Genomic DNA, 16,708 nt, shown 5'->3' on the forward strand with positions numbered 1-16,708 from the left:
ATTTTCTTTGTAAAACTTAGTTCCATAGTAGAGGCAAGGTTTAAGGGGTGAAAGAGGGCGTGAGGTCAAGTGGGAGAAGGGATTGAGGGGATGTAGGAGCTTTGTAAGGGAGAGTTCCAAGGGCATAGTTTTTGTAGATTTGGAATAAAGTCGCGAAGCTTTTCCCCTTTAGATATGATTGTCTAAAGGGGTGTTTTTATGTCGAAAAGAAAAATTAGATGAAGTAAAAGACTTACTAAATTTAAAGAATAAACAAATGGAAAAACATTTAGATATATTGATTAAGTATAAGTTACTTGATGAACCAGAAGAAAGTTATGAGTATCGAGGGTATATAAGTAATTTTAATCAGGTTGATGGATGGCCAATGTGGAAAGATATTAAAGAATATTGCAAGAAGAAATCAATAGTTTTATATTCTGTAGTTTATGATTTGAACTTTAAGTTATTAGATTAAGGTTAAAAACATTCAATCTTTTTTATAAGAACTAACTCCACTTTAAAACCCAATTCATTCATTTTGGTCAGTCTTTGTTCAAAATAAATGGGTTTCTATTTATATAAAATCAATGTTTACAGCTCTCTTTTAATCAAACTTTATTTCAAACCTACAGAATAGACGAAAATTGCGATTTATTCTTGATTCAATTTTCTTATCTTATCTTTGTGTGATGTAAATTGTTAAAAATAATAGTAAGACTAAAAATCGATGATAGTATAGTGCTGAATAACAATCCTTTAATTACATTTTGATTAAACAGTTGTACCAACCTTTTAAGTTTAATCAGTATTAATATTCATTTGTAAGTCTATTTTAATTCGGATTGCGAACTAAGCAGTTTTATTCAACTAACGTTGCAACTTAGTTTAGTATCCATTTTAATGATTATTCATAACACTATAAAGGATACGAATATAAATCGTTTATGGAAATATATTAAATAAATTTTCCTTGACTTGGTGTTCACTCCAAGTAGTAATCTGTGTTTACTATCGGAAACACAGAAAGGAAGAATAAAATGAACGAACAAAATAAAGTGGTATTGATTACAGGAGCTAACTCTGGGATTGGATTGGAACTGACGAAAAAGATGCTATCTCAAGGATGGGAAGTAATTGTTGTAATTCGTTCTGACTTTCTAAATGATCAACCAATAATTATTGATGCTCTTAAAAAGAAGCTATTAAGAGTGTATAAAGCTGATTTAGCCGAATTCTCCAGCCTTAGAAACGTACTTAGCCAGATTAAGAAAAGCGAGACCAAAATTGACTTGATTTTTAACAATGCAGGAGTCAGTTTTGCTGAATACAAATATTCCAGACAAGGGCGTGAAATTCATTTTGAAGTTAATACATTAGTGCCTTATATCGTTACAATGGAACTTAAAGAACTGTTACTACAGGGGCAGGAGAAAACGATCATCAATACGTCTTCCAATTCTTTATTATTTTTGAAGCAATTTGACTTAAATACAGTAATCGATCCTAAGACAATTCCATTTAAAAAGATTATAGGTCCATATGCGAACAGTAAATTAGCCCTGTCCCTGTGGACGAATGGAATTGCTCCGAAGCTATTGACCGAGGGAATAAAAATTCGCAGTGTCTGCCCAGGACCAAACAGGACGAAGTTGACCAAAGGAAAAAGAATGCCCAGTTATATTCTTCCAATAAGGAACCTTATTTTTTCTCCTCCAAGCAAAGGGGCATCTCGCTTATATGAAGCTGCTTTCAATTTCAACAACGAAATTACCGGGATTTTTGTAAACAAGGGCAAAGAAACTGCAATCAAATTCTCTGGTTATGAGGAACAAGTACTTAATCAACTGATAGATATTTACCAAAACGAGTTTCTCGTTTAGATTTTAATTAATCTATCTGTAAACAAAATTAGTAGGTGATGATTTGAATGCTTATTCTATCAAGCAAGCTTCCAAGAAAACCGGATTAACTGAAGATGCGATCCGCTATTATGAAAAAATCGGATTGCTTCCTTATGCAAAAAGAAAACGAAATGGACATCGAATATACGATGAAGAAGACATAGAGCTAATGGAACTGATCATTTGTCTGAAAAAAACAGGAATGTCATTAAATGAGATGAAAAATATTTTACAATATCCTGTAAAATATAAACTTAGTTCTGTTCCCGAATTAAAAAGAACCCTTTTAGAATATAAAGAAAAAGTTATGAATCAAATACACGATCTTCAACGTATTGTGGAGTTTATTGATTCTAAGCTAGAAAACGATGAGACCCTTTTTCGGCCTCAAAAAAATAAAGGTAACAAAAACGGTTAGTGTATGACTGATATTTTAACTGTAGTTAAGGTATGAAGCTGCCCCTTATGGGCTATTACTTATTATTTTGTTTAAATCAATATGTTCTTATTGCACTAACGGGGGCGTTAGTTGGCTATGGAGCTAGAAATAATCAAACTTTCTTATAAAATAATCTAACATAGTTATTAAAAGGAAATACATTTTGTTCAATCTTTCTTCAAAAAATGTATTTTTTGTATCCGTTGTTAAATAAGGAGTCAATTGTTTATTGCAAAATAGAAGTGCAGAGCTTTGCAAGAGGAAAATGCAGAGTTCTGCACTATTTTTATAGGCATGGAAAATAAAAAAAGACTTGCTAGTCACCCCAAGTCCCTCTACTGTAATTGGTGTCGAATCAACTTAGAGTGGAGGAAAAGAAAGGATGCTAGCAATGTCTGATATTAATTGTATCAAACACTTAAGAAACAACAAAGGTTTACCTATTACCAAAATACAACATACATTAAATATAAACTGGAGAACAGTAAAGAAGTATGCAGATGAGGAGCAATTACCAACAACAAAGATCTCTCCTAAAAAGGGAATGATGCATGATGAGAACTGGGGAGAAATTGTTTCGGATTGGCTTTTTGAGGATTCCAAATTAAGAAGAAAAGAAAGAAGAACTAAAAAGAAATTATTCCAAGAACTACAGGAGTTAGGATTCAAGGGGTCCTATCGGACTCTAGGCTATTTTGTTCAAGATTGGAACAATACCCATCACCATGAAAAAGAAAAAGGCTTTGAACTTTCACAAAGCATTCTTAATCCCTAAGCTTATGTTTTTCTTTAGAGCTAATACCATAGGAAAACTCATTGCAGCTCTTAATACAATCCCTAAAAGATGTTTAATAGAACAATTTAGATAGGTTATAAAAGCATATTGTCAAAAAGGACAATTTGCTTTATTATTCTTATTGATAATGATAATCAATTACAATTACTAAACAGGTGGGATGCGCAACTTTGAAGTATCTGTTTTTGTGAATGAATGTCTGAAATGAAGTGGGTAAAGAGCCAACTGAAAAATACAAGGAGATAAAATCAATGGACAAAAAAATTCTTTTTATAAGCATAATGGCACTTTTGATTATTGGGTTATTAAGTGCTTGTGGCAATGATACAGAAAAAACAGATGAGGCTGCTTCTGAATCTGAAGCTAAAACAAGAGTATATCAAGCTGAAAATGGAGATGTGGAAATTCCTGTTGAGCCTAAAAGAGTTGCCGTTTTAGCACATATTTATGTTGGGAATGTTTTAAAGCTTGGTGTTACCCCTGTAGCGGTGAATGAGTGGGTAAAGGGAAATAAATTTTTCGGTGATCAACTGGAAGAGGCTGAAGTTGTGCCGGATGGGGCGATTGAGAAATTAATCGAACTGGAACCAGATTTAATCATTACGTTTACAAATGACCAAAATATAAAGAAATATTCTGAGATTGCCCCTGTAGTTGCATTAACAAATACGAATTATGATTATCTTGAGCAGCATCTTGAAATTGGGGAAATTTTAGGAAAAGAAAAAGAAGCACAAGTGTGGGTTGATGAATGGAATACAAAGGCAGCAGAAGCAAAGGAAAAGGTCAAAGCTGCGATTGGCGAAGATGCAACCGTTTTGGTTATTGAGCAGGTTGAAAAGGTAACTTACATTTATGGACAGAACTGGGGCCGTGGCACAGAGGTAATGTACCAAGCTTTAGGAATCAAAGCGCCTGAAAAAGTAAAAACTGACGTGTTCGGACCTGGATATAAAGCGATTTCACCAGAGGTTATTTCTGATTATGCAGCAGATTATATATTTGTTGGCGTAGGCGAGGATGCTGCAGACCCGTCCTTTACTCAAACAAGTGTGTGGAAGGAACTACCTGCTGTTAAGAACGGGAATGTCTTCAAATTTGATTCAGAATCTTTTTGGTTTAACGACGCAATTACACTGGAACATCAACTAGAGTTTGTAGTGGATTCTTTAACGAAAAAATAATCATCAATAAAACGGCAGCCAAACGGCTGCCGTTCTTGCATGTTAACGATTCTTGAAGATTGCTCTTTTGTTATCGTACCTTTATAGCCATCAATAAAGATATGGCTCATTGAATGGTTCAATAAATAAAGTCATTGGGAAAGTGTACAAAATAGTGAATAGTTTTAAATGGCATTGTACCATGGTAATTTTTGTAGCTTTAAAATAAAGCTTGATCAAAAACAACTCGCAAACCCACAATTCACATGAAATTAAAGAAGGCGTTTTGAAAATAATTTGATCAAGAGGATTCTTTCTTTAATGCTGAAAAGAATTTTTTATAAGGTATACTTGTTTTTACTTGTGCTACTTAATAGTCGTGCTGGATAGCAGGATGATTTATATTGTTCAATATTCTTAAAGTTGTTTCTTATTAAAGCTATCTAAAAGAGTGTATCCAAAAGCAATTCCTCCAATTATCCCTAATGGTATATTTGCATTTTCTACTAATACATGGCCTAATGGTAATGAAGTTCCAAACGGAAGCATAAAATATAGCAAATATATTTGTGAAACGTATATACATGGGATTCCTATAGCTACAAACTTTACCCAATCTATTGATCTTTCTAATTGTTTTCTCTTAAACTCTAATATTAACTTAGGAAATCTTATTATCATTCCGACCAGTATGGGAAAGAGTGAATACCAGTATTTCCCAATTTCGTTATTTTCCATATGATCTATTTGTAGGCTATATCCCAAGAATACAATAATTCCAATGGATATAGTAATAATAAAATAATAAATAAATCGTTTCATTTAAACCTCCTATATAACTAGTATATATTAAGTACACATATTGTCTGATTGAAAGGTTAAATTTAGCTAATGGGTTTAGTGAGTAGTACTATTGACTTATTAAAAAAATCAAAATGACTTTGAGGTGTTAAAGGAAAATACCCATTTACTACTTCCTCGATTTATAGTGACCTTCGGAGTAGCCCCAAATAAAGACCTGCCACAACATTGATGAACTGCAGGTCAACTGCCAAGGCGTATGGAGTATGTTGTATTTACATTAATTGTGTTTTCTCTATTGCCTGTCCCACCGCCAAGTGCACCTCCTTGCTGTGTAAGGTAAACGCTCCGATCAGTGAATGAAATTCCTGATGTTAAAGCTTGCCAACCACCACTAACAGAATCCCATCTTACATACGTTCCCCCAGAACCGTTCACATTTGTGTAATAAAATGTAATATACCCTCTAGCTGAATAGGTTGGGTCAGTTACATTGTCGTAGTGAGTGCCACCACTACTTAAAATTTCAAGCTCGTTTTGGTTATCTGATAATTGTCCTTCCTCAACCACCGCAAAAAAAGTTGATGCAAATGACTGCTCGACAGTCCCATCTTGATAAATTGTTGTTTTTAGTAATATTCTTTTGCCTCATAAACTTCAAGTTCTTCTACTGCCGTTTTCCCAACACTTTCTAAACTAGCGCTATCGATTATTCTATTATCTGATAGTTCAGAAGCATTATTTAATTTTTCTGCCTTTTCAAATAGAGTATCGAGGTTATTAATTTTCTCTGCTATATACAAAACTCTTTCATCATTACTTTGGCCTTTTTTGGCTGATAGGGGTAAATTAATAGAAATTAGTAAAATAAAACAAACTGTAAAAATTATTAATTTTTTCATTTGTGTTCTTCCTTTCCATTTCAAATTTAAAGTAGAGTTTTTTTATTCTTTAACATTAGTTCAAAACACCTCCTTTGTGAAAATATTCGATATTTTTAAAAAATACCCTTTTTTTGTAAAAAATACAAATTTCAGACTTTAAACAAAGTCTATTTTATTTCATGTGAATAGTCTCCATAACCCCCAGGTCTATTTGTGTTTTTTTAGCGGTTATTCATTTCGTTCATACTCCTTATCTTTTTCATGGTGATGCGTATTGTTGGAAAAAAGAGAGCGTGTAATAGCGAAAGAGGTCGTGAGTGTGGCAAATGGATTTAATAAAGAATGGACTATCTAAGCTGATTACTATTTAGTCAATTGGGATTGAAATTGGGAAACACTCCTACTTCAGAAGCATTTAAATTTATTGCTGTAATCTAAACGCCTTATTAAGTAATAAGTGGATGATATACTAACTGTTAAGTCAATCTTTAAAATTTATTTTGAAACTGAGACCGGCTTTAATGTAATCTAAAATGGAACACATGAAAGAAATATTATAGGTCAGAGAATTCAAAAAGACGAAAAGAAGGATATTATTTATTAGAATATAATGGACAAGATTATTTAGGAGTTTTCGAGACATTCGAAGGAACCACTAATTTAAAATTGATAATTAAGGGAAGTATGAAGAAGTAATAAGATAATAGGCTAACAGTTAAAAAAAATCTCATAACCACAACCTATCTGATGTTACAATGATTATTCAAATTAGTGGAATAAAAAAGGACTGGTTGGGTAAGAGTGAAGTCAGAATAACTTCACTCTAAAGGTTGTATTATATAGACCTTGGAAAAGAACGTTTTTTCCTGAAGCCCCACAAAATGAAGGAAATAATAAGTGATACAATCGCATAAAAAACTGCCCACCCAAAAATACTTAGCCAGCCCACATTGTAAATGAATGGAATCACTACTGTTGGGATGTTAAGCATAAAAAATATGATTACAGGTGCCATCAAATACCTTTTAAATTTAATTGTGCAAAGTAAGGAAATAAAGATGGTTAAAATGGGTGCTAAGATTAAGTACATTGGAATTTCCCACATTAATATCACCCCCTCGTTTATTGTTAAACTGCCCATCTACTTGAAGAAGAAGCATCTCTTCTAGAAGGTACCTCTTAATTATATAATTCAATCATTTATGCTTTGATACCTTCCTCCGCTAAATCGTTGTATAAGTTTAAAACTAAAAAAAGAAATTTTTCTTAGAGGATCATTCCTGTTATTTTGAGGACAACACATCAATAAAAATCGATGATAATAAAAAAATGGGCCGCTATGAGTCCGGTTGAAACCGAAACCATACCAGCCAATGAAAAGTATAATAAAACGCTTACTAATCAAGTTACTTCATATGTAGGTACCTCTTTATTTTCCTGTTTCCATTGTTCGTACCATTCTGTAATAAAAGGGCTAGGTTGTTCAAGTAGTTCTGTCTGCATTAATTCTTTTAGGCGCACGTATTGCTGATGAACAGAAGCTCTCTTGCCTTTGACTGCAAAAATTTTCATCAGCCATAAAGAAGCTTCTTCTTCCAGAGGATAACGAGAACAAACATCTAGAGATCGAGCAGTCGCTTTTTCCCATTCCTGTTGAGAATAATGCCAGGCGATGAGTTTGTAGGATAATTGCAGCCATTGTACTTGCAGCCTTTGTCGTTCATTTTCTGTCCAAATATAATCATACCCTTGTAAATAATCGCCATTCACTAAGTCAGCCGCTTCTTCGTAATCACGGACCGTTGCATCATTTAATGGCAAATCCGTTTGAATCAGTCGTTCAAACTGTTCCACATCCAGCTGAATATGTTTAAGTGTTAAAATATATCCTTCTGATACTCTTTCGATTTTGAAATATCGAGCGTAAGGCGCTAATGTTTTGCGCATATTGTATACAGCCGAATATAGCTGCTGAAATGCTTTGTCGAGATCGAGATCCCACCATAGTAGCTCGACTAATTCCGTTTTATGGACCACCTGACCCCGATGTTGAACCAAGTAAAAAAAGAGCTGCTGTACTTTGGCTGTTCTCCATCGAAGGGTTAGTAGCTTTCCTTCTTCGTCGAAAATGGCTCCCTGCTGAAACAAATTCATATGTAGAATACCTGTTTGTTTCGTCGGAGGTGAGTCAGTCTTCCGATTGAAAGCACGTTGAACGGTGTTGAGCAAACGTTATTTGGTGACGGGTTTCAAAACATAATCAAGCGCATTCAGTTCGAAAGCACGGATAGCATAATCATGATGAGCGGTGATAAACACAATTTGCAGATCAGGTTTGTTCTCGAGGAGCAATTCAGCAAGCTCGATCCCGTTTATGAGGGGAATGTGAATATCGAGAAATACAAGATCGACGTCGTTCGTTTCAATGGCTTTTTTTCCAGCAATCGGATCTTTAAACTTACCTATGATTTGTAAGCCTTCGATATCGGACAGTTGGTACTCCAAATATTGTAAGGCAAATAATTCGTCGTCAATTAAAATTGTTTTCACCATATTCACCTTTTTAAATATAATTTTATTCCTTTATTATAGCATCCGAAAGGGAAACAGCAAACATTTCAAATAGTTTGATAGTTTGCTATTGTTTCTCTTTTTTTATAAATCTTTTTGATCAGTCTAGCAATTGTATAGTTTTTGTATAGAACGATGTAGTATCTTGTAGGAATGTGTTGCATAGTGTCACGTTATGCAAGACTATTACAAAAATAAGCAAAGGGGATGGGAATGTAGTTATGATTTGGCATCAAAAGCGACAAAAAAAGCTGTCGAAAATCCTTCTGATTTTCTTATCTATACTACTTGTTATAAGCGGGATTCCATTTGCAGGTAGTGAAGGTACTACTGTGCAAGCAGCAAATGGGACAGACAAAACGTCTGTGTTCATGACAGCTAATTCGACCTTTCCGGTGGAAGTGACTCAGGGTGGCAATCAAATTGCACCAGGTGGAACGATCCAAGGAAGACAGCAATTCACGCTGAAATCGGAAGGCTTGAAGATTCCGGTAAATGGTGATGATCCGGATCCGACCAACGCGGATCCTGAACAGTACATCCAGAAAGGTGACTGGATTGAACTGAAAAGAGAAGACCATTTCAAGGAAGTAGTGCTGCCGACAGCTACTAGAACCCTGATGGCACAGACTGAATCAGGGATAAAAACACTTGGTACCGCCTATTTTACGCCAAATAGCATTAGAATTTTATTTAACGGCGATGATAGCTTTTTCAATGGTATCGGCCGAAGTGTAGTTTTTAGTTTTGATACTACTGCCGATGCTGATGTAACGGGAATGGGGTATGGTGACACAAAGCCTATCACAATTTTTGGTGGTGCTTATCAGCTTAAAAACCCAGATGTTACAGCAGGGTACAGTATTAATTTATCCTCACCAGGAATGATCAGGTGGGATCAGTATGGTTATCGTGGAATTCAACCTGCGCAATTTATTGAGGGAGCGATTACTTGGCAGTCAACCGTATCTTCTTTTGATCAGTATGACACCAAAATCATACTGCCTCTAGACGGAAAGACATTTTATACAAATCCTGCCTCTTATAGTAATGTTAAAGGGATCTATGTACCTGGTTCATTCAAAGTAAATGGACAAGCTGTAACACCAGATATTGGGGCAGACGGATCACTAGCCTATACTTTCCCAGAGGGAACAGGTGAAAATCCGCAGGTTGAATATAAAACATGGATTCCAAAGGAATCCTATTATTACGAATATCGGAATCCACCAGGCAATCTTGGCCGCAGTTATCGGGTCATGAACGGTCAAGTGGAATTAAGACAAGGCAGTGACGTACTAGCAAGAGCTGGTCAGGAGATTTCTTTTGCTCCAGACTGGATTCAAGCCAGTGCCTCATATGATCACCCTAATGAAACCATCACATGGAAAGTTACTGTTAACCAATACAACAAAAAGGGATTAAAGGACTTTACGATTACAAATGCTTTGCCTGCTGGGTTGGAGTTCATCTCAGCGACATGGCAAACATGGGTGGATGGCACTGCATCTGAGGTACAATCCATTACACCGGATAATAACAGTGTTTATTCCTTTGGAGATATTGATGGTAAAGTGGAACTAGTGATTAAGACCAAGGTGAAGGAAGGTTCAGATTTCAGAATTGACCCACGTGCTAACTGGAATTTGGCTACACCAGGTGGTATTCAGAACAATGATGCAACGACCGGTACAAGGCCTAACGCAGTAACTGACGAAGCAATTGTTACAATCGGTGCACATACTTTTACAAAAAGTGGTTCTATTTCAATGGAGTCATACAATCTTGGCGCTATTACGTGGACTGTTAACCTGACTCCACAATATGCTTTGCCGGATGCAGCGGTTTACGATGTGCTTGTGCATGGCGGAGATTTGAACGTTTTGGATCATGCAGTGGATGCGACTGGTGAGGTGAGTGCAGAAACCATTGCAAAAATTAAAGCAAATGTTACAACAGGACAGCTGTGGAAGAAGTATCATGAGGGAACCTTGAGGGGCGTGACCAATGCATCTGGATTGACAATGAAGTCGATTCCTTTGACAGTGAACGGGGAAGTGGTAGCGGATTTAATTAAAGTGACAGGCTTCACGAACACGCAACCGACATCTTTCAGCTTCCGTGCACTGGAAACCAATCTGGATATCCTCTTTAGGCAGGATAATAGCTTAGGCAAAAGACGCACGAATCGAGCATTGTTATTTGATGGAGATGCTGTAAAATTAGCAGAAAATGGTATCGATCTTCACCTGCGTATGTTGAATAAAGACATGCTTACAGCATCCTACCCTATTAGGAGTAACGGAACGGCTGACACATGGTATATCCCGAACAATATTAGCCGCTATATTGGTTATGACAGTTCGTCAAGAGGTGATGAGTACACCTTAGCTGGTTATGATCAAGAGACAAAAACCGTTACCTTCCGCCTAGGCGTCAATATGCCGGGCTATAATACGGAGGAAATGGCAAAAACAGGCGAAAGCAGGACCATCACCAATGTGAAGCTGGTTGACACATTGCCGGAGGGGTGGGAGTTCGTTCCATTTTCTGAGGAAAAGGATTTTGAACTTTGGAAAGGCTATTCGGACAATGGCAGCGGAACTGGATATGGATTCCGAAATAATGCCTTATCCATAATCGAGCCGGACGACCCAGCTCATGTTGTAAGTTTCTCCCATAATGGCAACATAGGCACCTTCGACTTCTCAAAGCTGGAAAGTCCTTATGTTATTTTGGTAAAGGCAAGACCTTCCAATTCAGCTTTGGAGAAATATTTGGAGGAATATACTACAGATGGTACAGACAAGCAGGTGCTTTACAACCAAGCTGATCTCCACATGACATGGGGTGGAGAGGAAAAGGTTGTATCCGAGCAACGCAAAATTATTGTACCTATTCAAACCCTAGGGAAATCGGTAACAAAGCCAACTCCAGGGGTGCTGGAATGGACGGTGAATTATTCTCCACCGTTCAACATGGAGCAAGGTGTTTATTTACAAGATACGATCGGTGCTAACATAAACCTGCGCTATGATCTAGATGGAAAGCTTGTGCTGACCGCGCCAAGTATGGCCGTTTATCCAGCTAAGCAAACAGCAAGCGGTGCTTTGGAAAGAGTTGGAGAAGCGCTGGATCTTGCAGACCCGAACTCTGAAGTTCAAGTAGAAGCTGTACCAGGTGCAGATGGTACGACTGTTTTAACGTTTAAAATGGCTGATCCTAATAAGTTCTATCAGTTTGTATACCAGACGGAGGTTGACCCATCTAAGGCGAAAGCGGGCGACAAAATGGGCAACAAGGTAGAAATTATGGGTGATGATAAATTGAAGTCCATCAGTGCTACAAGTGAGAGCACTTTGGATAGTTCAGATGTCGCGGGAAGCTCAGCATCGAATGCACTGCTGCCACTGAAGAAGGTTGACCCCAACGGCAACCCGCTGCAGGGGGTACAGTTTACACTGTATAAGAAAGAAGATGGAACGGAAGCTGCCAAAGGAACAACCAATAACGGAGGGCTTTTAAATCTACTATTCCCGGATCCAGGCTATTATGAGCTAAAGGAAACGTATATTGACACGGATACTTGGCTGCCAATTACCCATGTCTATCAGGTATATGTAGGAAATACGCCAGGAAAGCCTATTTGGGTAGATGGAGTATACGTAACTAGTAATAATCCATTGGTCGTACCAACCCCGGCTCAAGGCAACCTTACCATCAGTAACACTGTACAAGGCAATGCTGGAGATAAGAACAAGCTGTTTGATTTTACAGTAGAAATAAAAGGCGATGATGCAGCTGAAGAATATTCCTACACCAAATCAGATGGAACAGTGGGTAAGTTCAAAAATGGCGACACCATTCAACTGAAAGATGGAGAATCTATCGTCATAAAGCAGCTGCTTGCAGGTCTTACGTATACTGTGACCGAGACGGACTATAGTAGTGAGGGCTATACAACAGATCCGACGACTCTAAAGTATACTGGCACGATTGAAAATAATGGTGATCATAGAGCGGACTTTGTCAATACACGAGAACTTTTCGGTAACTTGCTAATAGGGAATACTGTAACAGGAAACGGCGGAGATAAGAATAAGCCGTTTGAATTTACAGTTAAATTCAATGGCGAAGGTGCAGATGGCGAATATTCTTATATCAAGTCTGATGGCGGGCAAGGAAAGATAAAAAGTGAAGATGTCCTCTCTTTGAAAGATGGGGAGACGATCACAATATTTAGCTTGCCGAAGGGTATGAACTATGTTGTAACCGAGGCGGATTATAGCAGTGAAGGCTATGCTACGCGTCCTGAAAGCAAAAAGCTTACGGGTGCTATTATCGGAAATGAAACTACTGAAGCCAGATTTGTGAATAACCGTCAGTTACCTGGGACTCTTGAGCTTAAAACGAAGGCTGCTGATGATTTAGGAAGACCGAAAGATTCAGCAAAGGTACCTGGTGATGGATTGCATCCAGCAAAATTGATTGCCACACTTGTTGATGATGAGGGCAAACCGTATGCGGATGCAGAAATTACGTTTAGAGACAAAGATGGCAATGAAGTTGGAAAAGCAATGACCGATCAAACCGGAACTGCGGAAATTTCATATCAACCGGATAAGGTGACGGATAACACCGAAAAAGTATATCCATTCACAGCAACTACTACCGCTAAAAGTCCTTCGGGGATTCCTTATGAGGAATCTAACGAAGTGACCGTAATTGCAACTCCGGCGGTACTGGTTGGTATTCTGCGAAACAACAACACCGGTGAGGTGATTCCAAACGCAGAAATTATAGTGAAAAATGTAAAAACCGAAGAAGAAGTGATTATAAAAACCGATGAAAATGGTGGATATCGCTATCCTGTAAACAGAGATGAAGAATATACCATTACTTACAATAAAATGGTAAACATCGGTGGTGTTGAAACACCAGTTCCATTCACGCAAAAGGCGGATACGGAGGACAGTATTATCGCAGAGGGTAAGGAGATTCCGGCAGACATTGCGGGAGTAGGAATTGTACTCTTTAAGCAACCTGATGGAAAATCTTCTATGATACAAAATCAGTTTGCTGAAACTCTGAAACTTTACCTAAAGGATGAGTCAGGAAATTATATTATGGATGCGTCTGGAAATCCTAAGGCCTTTCCTTTAAATTCTACGTATGGTACTTTCTCTGCTGAGGGGTTAAGTGAACAAACCTATAGCATGGAAGTTCGTTATGAATTTGAAGCAGGTAAGGAACTGGTTATCAGCAAAGCGGAACTGAATATTAAGGCGAATGGCGAACTAAATATTTCAGAAGTGTTAGTTGATCCTTATGGAACGATTACCGATCAAGCTACAGGTGAGGTAATTGAAGGGGCAGAAGTAACGCTGTATTATGCAGATACACAAAGAAACAGAGACAATGGCATTGTTCCAGATACAAAAGTAACCTTGCCTGAAATTCCTGGTTTTGCTCCTAATGACAACGCTAGTCCAACTCAGAAAAGTGATAGAACTGGATTCTATGCCTACATGGTGTACCCGCATACGGATTACTATTTAATTGTAACTAAAGCAGGGTATAAGAGATATACCAGTGATACTATTTCGGTTGAGGAGGATATCGTACGTTATGATATCCAATTAGTGAAAGAAAGCTCTAGTGGCGGAAGTGGCGGATCCGGAGGAAGTGGTGGAACCGGAGGAAACGACGGTCCAGGAGGAAATGATGGAACCGGAGGAGATGACGGTCCAGGAGGAAATGACGGTCCAGGAGGAAATGATGGAACCGGAGGAAACGACGGTCCAGGAGGAAATGATGGAACCGGAGGAAACGACGGTCCAGGAGGAAACGATGGAACCGGAGGAAACGACGGTCCAGGAGGAAATGATGGAACCGGAGGAAACGACGGTCCAGGAGGAAATGATGGAACCGGAGGAAATGCCGGTCCAGGAGGAAACGACGGCACCGGAGGAAATACCGGAACTGGAGGAAACAACGGAACCGGAGTTAATAAAGGAATGGGAAGTAAAAAAGGAACTGATAACAATAAATTGGATGATGTTCCGAAAACAGGAGATGACCGCCCATCCCTAACTTTCTATATGATTTTGGCTCTTATTTCCTTGATTACACTTTATCTCTGTCTACCAAAAAGCAGGAAGAAAAAATATATGTAATACAAAAGGAAAGGTGGTAAGGAAAAATGGGAAAAATAAAAAAAGTTCTTATTATCCTTTCTACTCTTCTCCTCGTTTTTTCTCTTGCAATGATTGCAAGTAGTATTCAAAGTGATTATCAGGCTAAGAGGCAACTCGAAGAATTGGCTAGGCTGAAGGAATCAGGCGTAGGCGGGGATGTGGTGACATCCCTGCCTTCTGCTATGCTCCCGGAGTTTCAGGAGCTTTATAGACGAAACTCGGATATCGTTGGATGGCTGAAAATTGACGGCACAAGAATTGACTATCCAGTCATGCAGAATCCACAAGATACGGATTACTATCTTAGTCATGACTTTGATAAAAAGAAAAATAAAAATGGACTCCTCTTTTTAGATGAACACAGTCATATCAACGATTCAAACATTTTGCTAATCCATGGACATCACATAAAAAGTGGTTTGATGTTTGCAGACTTAATGAAGTACAAAGATGAAAGCTTTTTTAAGGAGCATACTACGTTTCAGTTCAGTACACTTTATGAAAAGTCAGAGTATGAGGTAGTTGCAGTTTTCCTTTCAGAGGTTTATCGTAAATCGGACAACGTATTTAAATACTACGAGATTGAACAAGTTGAAACAGCTGCTGAGTTCGACTCATATGTTCAAAATATTAAAAAGCGTGCTCTTTATGAGACGAGTGTGACTCCACAGTATGGTGACAAGCTTGTTGTCCTGTCCACATGCGATTACTCAACCGAAAACGGTCGATTGGTGGTAGTGGCCCGAAAGCTTTCATGATCATACTGAAATATGGATGATCCATTTTAATAGCATTAGAGAAACACTTAATAAACAGTAGAGTAGGTAAGTGCGTTTTACTCACCCCTTAATTAAATGCCAAGCATTGGAAAAATGCTTGGTATTTTTCTATATATGGATCACGGTATCTCATTGGGAGTTCTTCTAAACGAGGACGATTATGTTTTAAGTTTGCTTAAATCTTTATGTAGTATGAAAATAAAGGAGCTCATGATTGCCCTCAGTATAATATCGGATGTCTATTATAATATAATTGTTCGAAGAACATTAAATCACTGTCTTAAGATGAGATTAAACATTTATATTGAGATTCAGTGGAATTCATTTATGATAAAAACCAAAAAAAAAATGATGAGGAGAGGGGTAATTTGCGAAAGGTGGAAGTATGTCCATACAATGAGAAATGGGCTCAGATGTTTATAGAAGAGGCAGAAAGACTAAATCATATTTTAAAGAATGATATTATAGATATTCATCACATTGGCAGTACCTCTGTTCCAGGGTTAAAAGCAAAACCAATAATAGATATACAAATTGTTGTAAAAGATATTAACCGTGTTGAGCGGTATCATATGGAGATGAAACAAATAGGATATGATCCTAAAGGTGAAAACGGAATAGTTGGACGGAGATACTTTCAAAAGGGTGGAGACAATCGCTCTCATCACGTTCATATCTATCAGAAGGGAAGCTATGAAATAACAAGGCACCTAGCTTTTCGCGATTATTTAAAATCACATCCAGATGAAATGAAGAATTACGGTGAAGTGAAAGAAAAATTAGCACAGCAATTTCCATATGATATTGAATCGTACATAAATGGCAAGGATTATCTTGTGAAAGACATAGAGCTAAAAGCATTGGCGTGGTATAAATGAAGTTTAACAAATCATTAATTAATTGGTCAGGTACTTGGAAAAGTTTTCAGTTATGAAAGGTGTCACTTTATTTTTTATTAGTAATCGAAGAGAGATTGCAATAAAGTTCTCAAATTTGTCAAAAAGAAATTTTGTTGTACTTCTGAACGTGTTGTTTACTTTGATATAATAAGGCAGGTGAATGTGATAGCTAGAATCATAGAATTTAGCTATCTTTTTGAAGATTTTTAAGTGGATTAGGCTTTGTTATATGTCGGTGTTGATTTTGGATTCGTTTTCGCGATCTATCAGTATACTAAAAAGGCTGGCGAGACTAA

General features: G+C 37.4%; 13 protein-coding genes. 8 read left to right on the forward strand and 5 right to left on the reverse strand.

The genetic code is table 11. The annotated features are described in order from the left end of the window. Positions 1 to 256: 256 nt before the first annotated feature. From PZE06_RS12425 to PZE06_RS12445, 5 genes are all read left to right on the forward strand, one after another. Positions 257 to 457 (forward strand): hypothetical protein, encoded by a 201-nt coding sequence (locus tag PZE06_RS12425; RefSeq protein WP_150915913.1) that lies wholly within the window; start codon positions 257 to 259, stop codon positions 455 to 457. Positions 458 to 1,019: 562 nt separating this feature from the next. After that, positions 1,020 to 1,862 (forward strand): SDR family NAD(P)-dependent oxidoreductase, encoded by an 843-nt coding sequence (locus PZE06_RS12430; protein WP_150915914.1) that lies wholly within the window; start codon positions 1,020 to 1,022, stop codon positions 1,860 to 1,862. Between the two features lie 43 nt (positions 1,863 to 1,905). Beyond that, a complete protein-coding gene (locus PZE06_RS12435) occupies positions 1,906 to 2,301 on the forward strand; it encodes a MerR family transcriptional regulator (protein WP_073203836.1) in 396 nt (131 codons plus the stop codon). Positions 2,302 to 2,713: 412 nt separating this feature from the next. Further along, positions 2,714 to 3,097 (forward strand): hypothetical protein, encoded by a 384-nt coding sequence (locus tag PZE06_RS12440; RefSeq protein ID WP_225315200.1) that lies wholly within the window; start codon positions 2,714 to 2,716, stop codon positions 3,095 to 3,097. A gap of 272 nt (positions 3,098 to 3,369) precedes the next feature. Then, the gene (locus PZE06_RS12445; protein ID WP_150915915.1) at positions 3,370 to 4,302 is read left to right on the forward strand and encodes an iron-hydroxamate ABC transporter substrate-binding protein; all 933 of its coding nucleotides are present in this window, start codon (positions 3,370 to 3,372) and stop codon (positions 4,300 to 4,302) included. A 396-nt stretch (positions 4,303 to 4,698) separates the two neighbouring features. Here PZE06_RS12445 and PZE06_RS12450 read toward each other — a convergent pair whose 3' ends face one another. From PZE06_RS12450 to PZE06_RS12470, 5 genes are all read right to left on the reverse strand, one after another. Beyond that, the gene (locus tag PZE06_RS12450; RefSeq protein WP_150915916.1) at positions 4,699 to 5,103 is read right to left on the reverse strand and encodes a hypothetical protein; all 405 of its coding nucleotides are present in this window, start codon (positions 5,101 to 5,103) and stop codon (positions 4,699 to 4,701) included. Between the two features lie 222 nt (positions 5,104 to 5,325). Beyond that, positions 5,326 to 5,652: a hypothetical protein gene (locus tag PZE06_RS12455; protein WP_150915917.1), complete on the reverse strand. Its 327-nt coding sequence runs from the start codon at positions 5,650 to 5,652 to the stop codon at positions 5,326 to 5,328. A gap of 59 nt (positions 5,653 to 5,711) precedes the next feature. Further along, positions 5,712 to 5,984: a hypothetical protein gene (locus PZE06_RS12460; protein WP_150915918.1), complete on the reverse strand. Its 273-nt coding sequence runs from the start codon at positions 5,982 to 5,984 to the stop codon at positions 5,712 to 5,714. 1,383 nt (positions 5,985 to 7,367) lie between these two features. After that, positions 7,368 to 8,120: an AfsR/SARP family transcriptional regulator gene (locus tag PZE06_RS12465; RefSeq protein WP_225315201.1), complete on the reverse strand. Its 753-nt coding sequence runs from the start codon at positions 8,118 to 8,120 to the stop codon at positions 7,368 to 7,370. A 78-nt stretch (positions 8,121 to 8,198) separates the two neighbouring features. Beyond that, positions 8,199 to 8,519 (reverse strand): LytR/AlgR family response regulator transcription factor, encoded by a 321-nt coding sequence (locus PZE06_RS12470; protein ID WP_275791692.1) that lies wholly within the window; start codon positions 8,517 to 8,519, stop codon positions 8,199 to 8,201. Positions 8,520 to 8,758: 239 nt separating this feature from the next. On the opposite strand from PZE06_RS12470, the gene PZE06_RS12475 reads away from it, so the two are divergent. The 3 genes from PZE06_RS12475 (at position 8,759) to PZE06_RS12485 (ending at position 16,391) form a co-directional block, all read left to right on the forward strand. After that, complete coding sequence (locus PZE06_RS12475; RefSeq protein WP_275791693.1) at positions 8,759 to 14,713, forward strand: MSCRAMM family protein; 5,955 nt, start codon at positions 8,759 to 8,761, stop codon at positions 14,711 to 14,713. Between the two features lie 26 nt (positions 14,714 to 14,739). Continuing rightward, a complete protein-coding gene (gene srtB, locus PZE06_RS12480) occupies positions 14,740 to 15,492 on the forward strand; it encodes a class B sortase (RefSeq protein WP_150915919.1) in 753 nt (250 codons plus the stop codon). A gap of 389 nt (positions 15,493 to 15,881) precedes the next feature. Then, positions 15,882 to 16,391, forward strand: coding sequence for a GrpB family protein (locus PZE06_RS12485; protein WP_150915920.1), 510 nt, complete (start codon positions 15,882 to 15,884; stop codon positions 16,389 to 16,391). The last annotated feature ends 317 nt before the right edge of the window (positions 16,392 to 16,708 follow it).

This window comes from Robertmurraya sp. DFI.2.37 (genome assembly GCF_029211245.1).
In the GTDB taxonomy this organism is placed as follows: domain Bacteria; phylum Bacillota; class Bacilli; order Bacillales; family Cytobacillaceae; genus Robertmurraya; species Robertmurraya methanolica_A.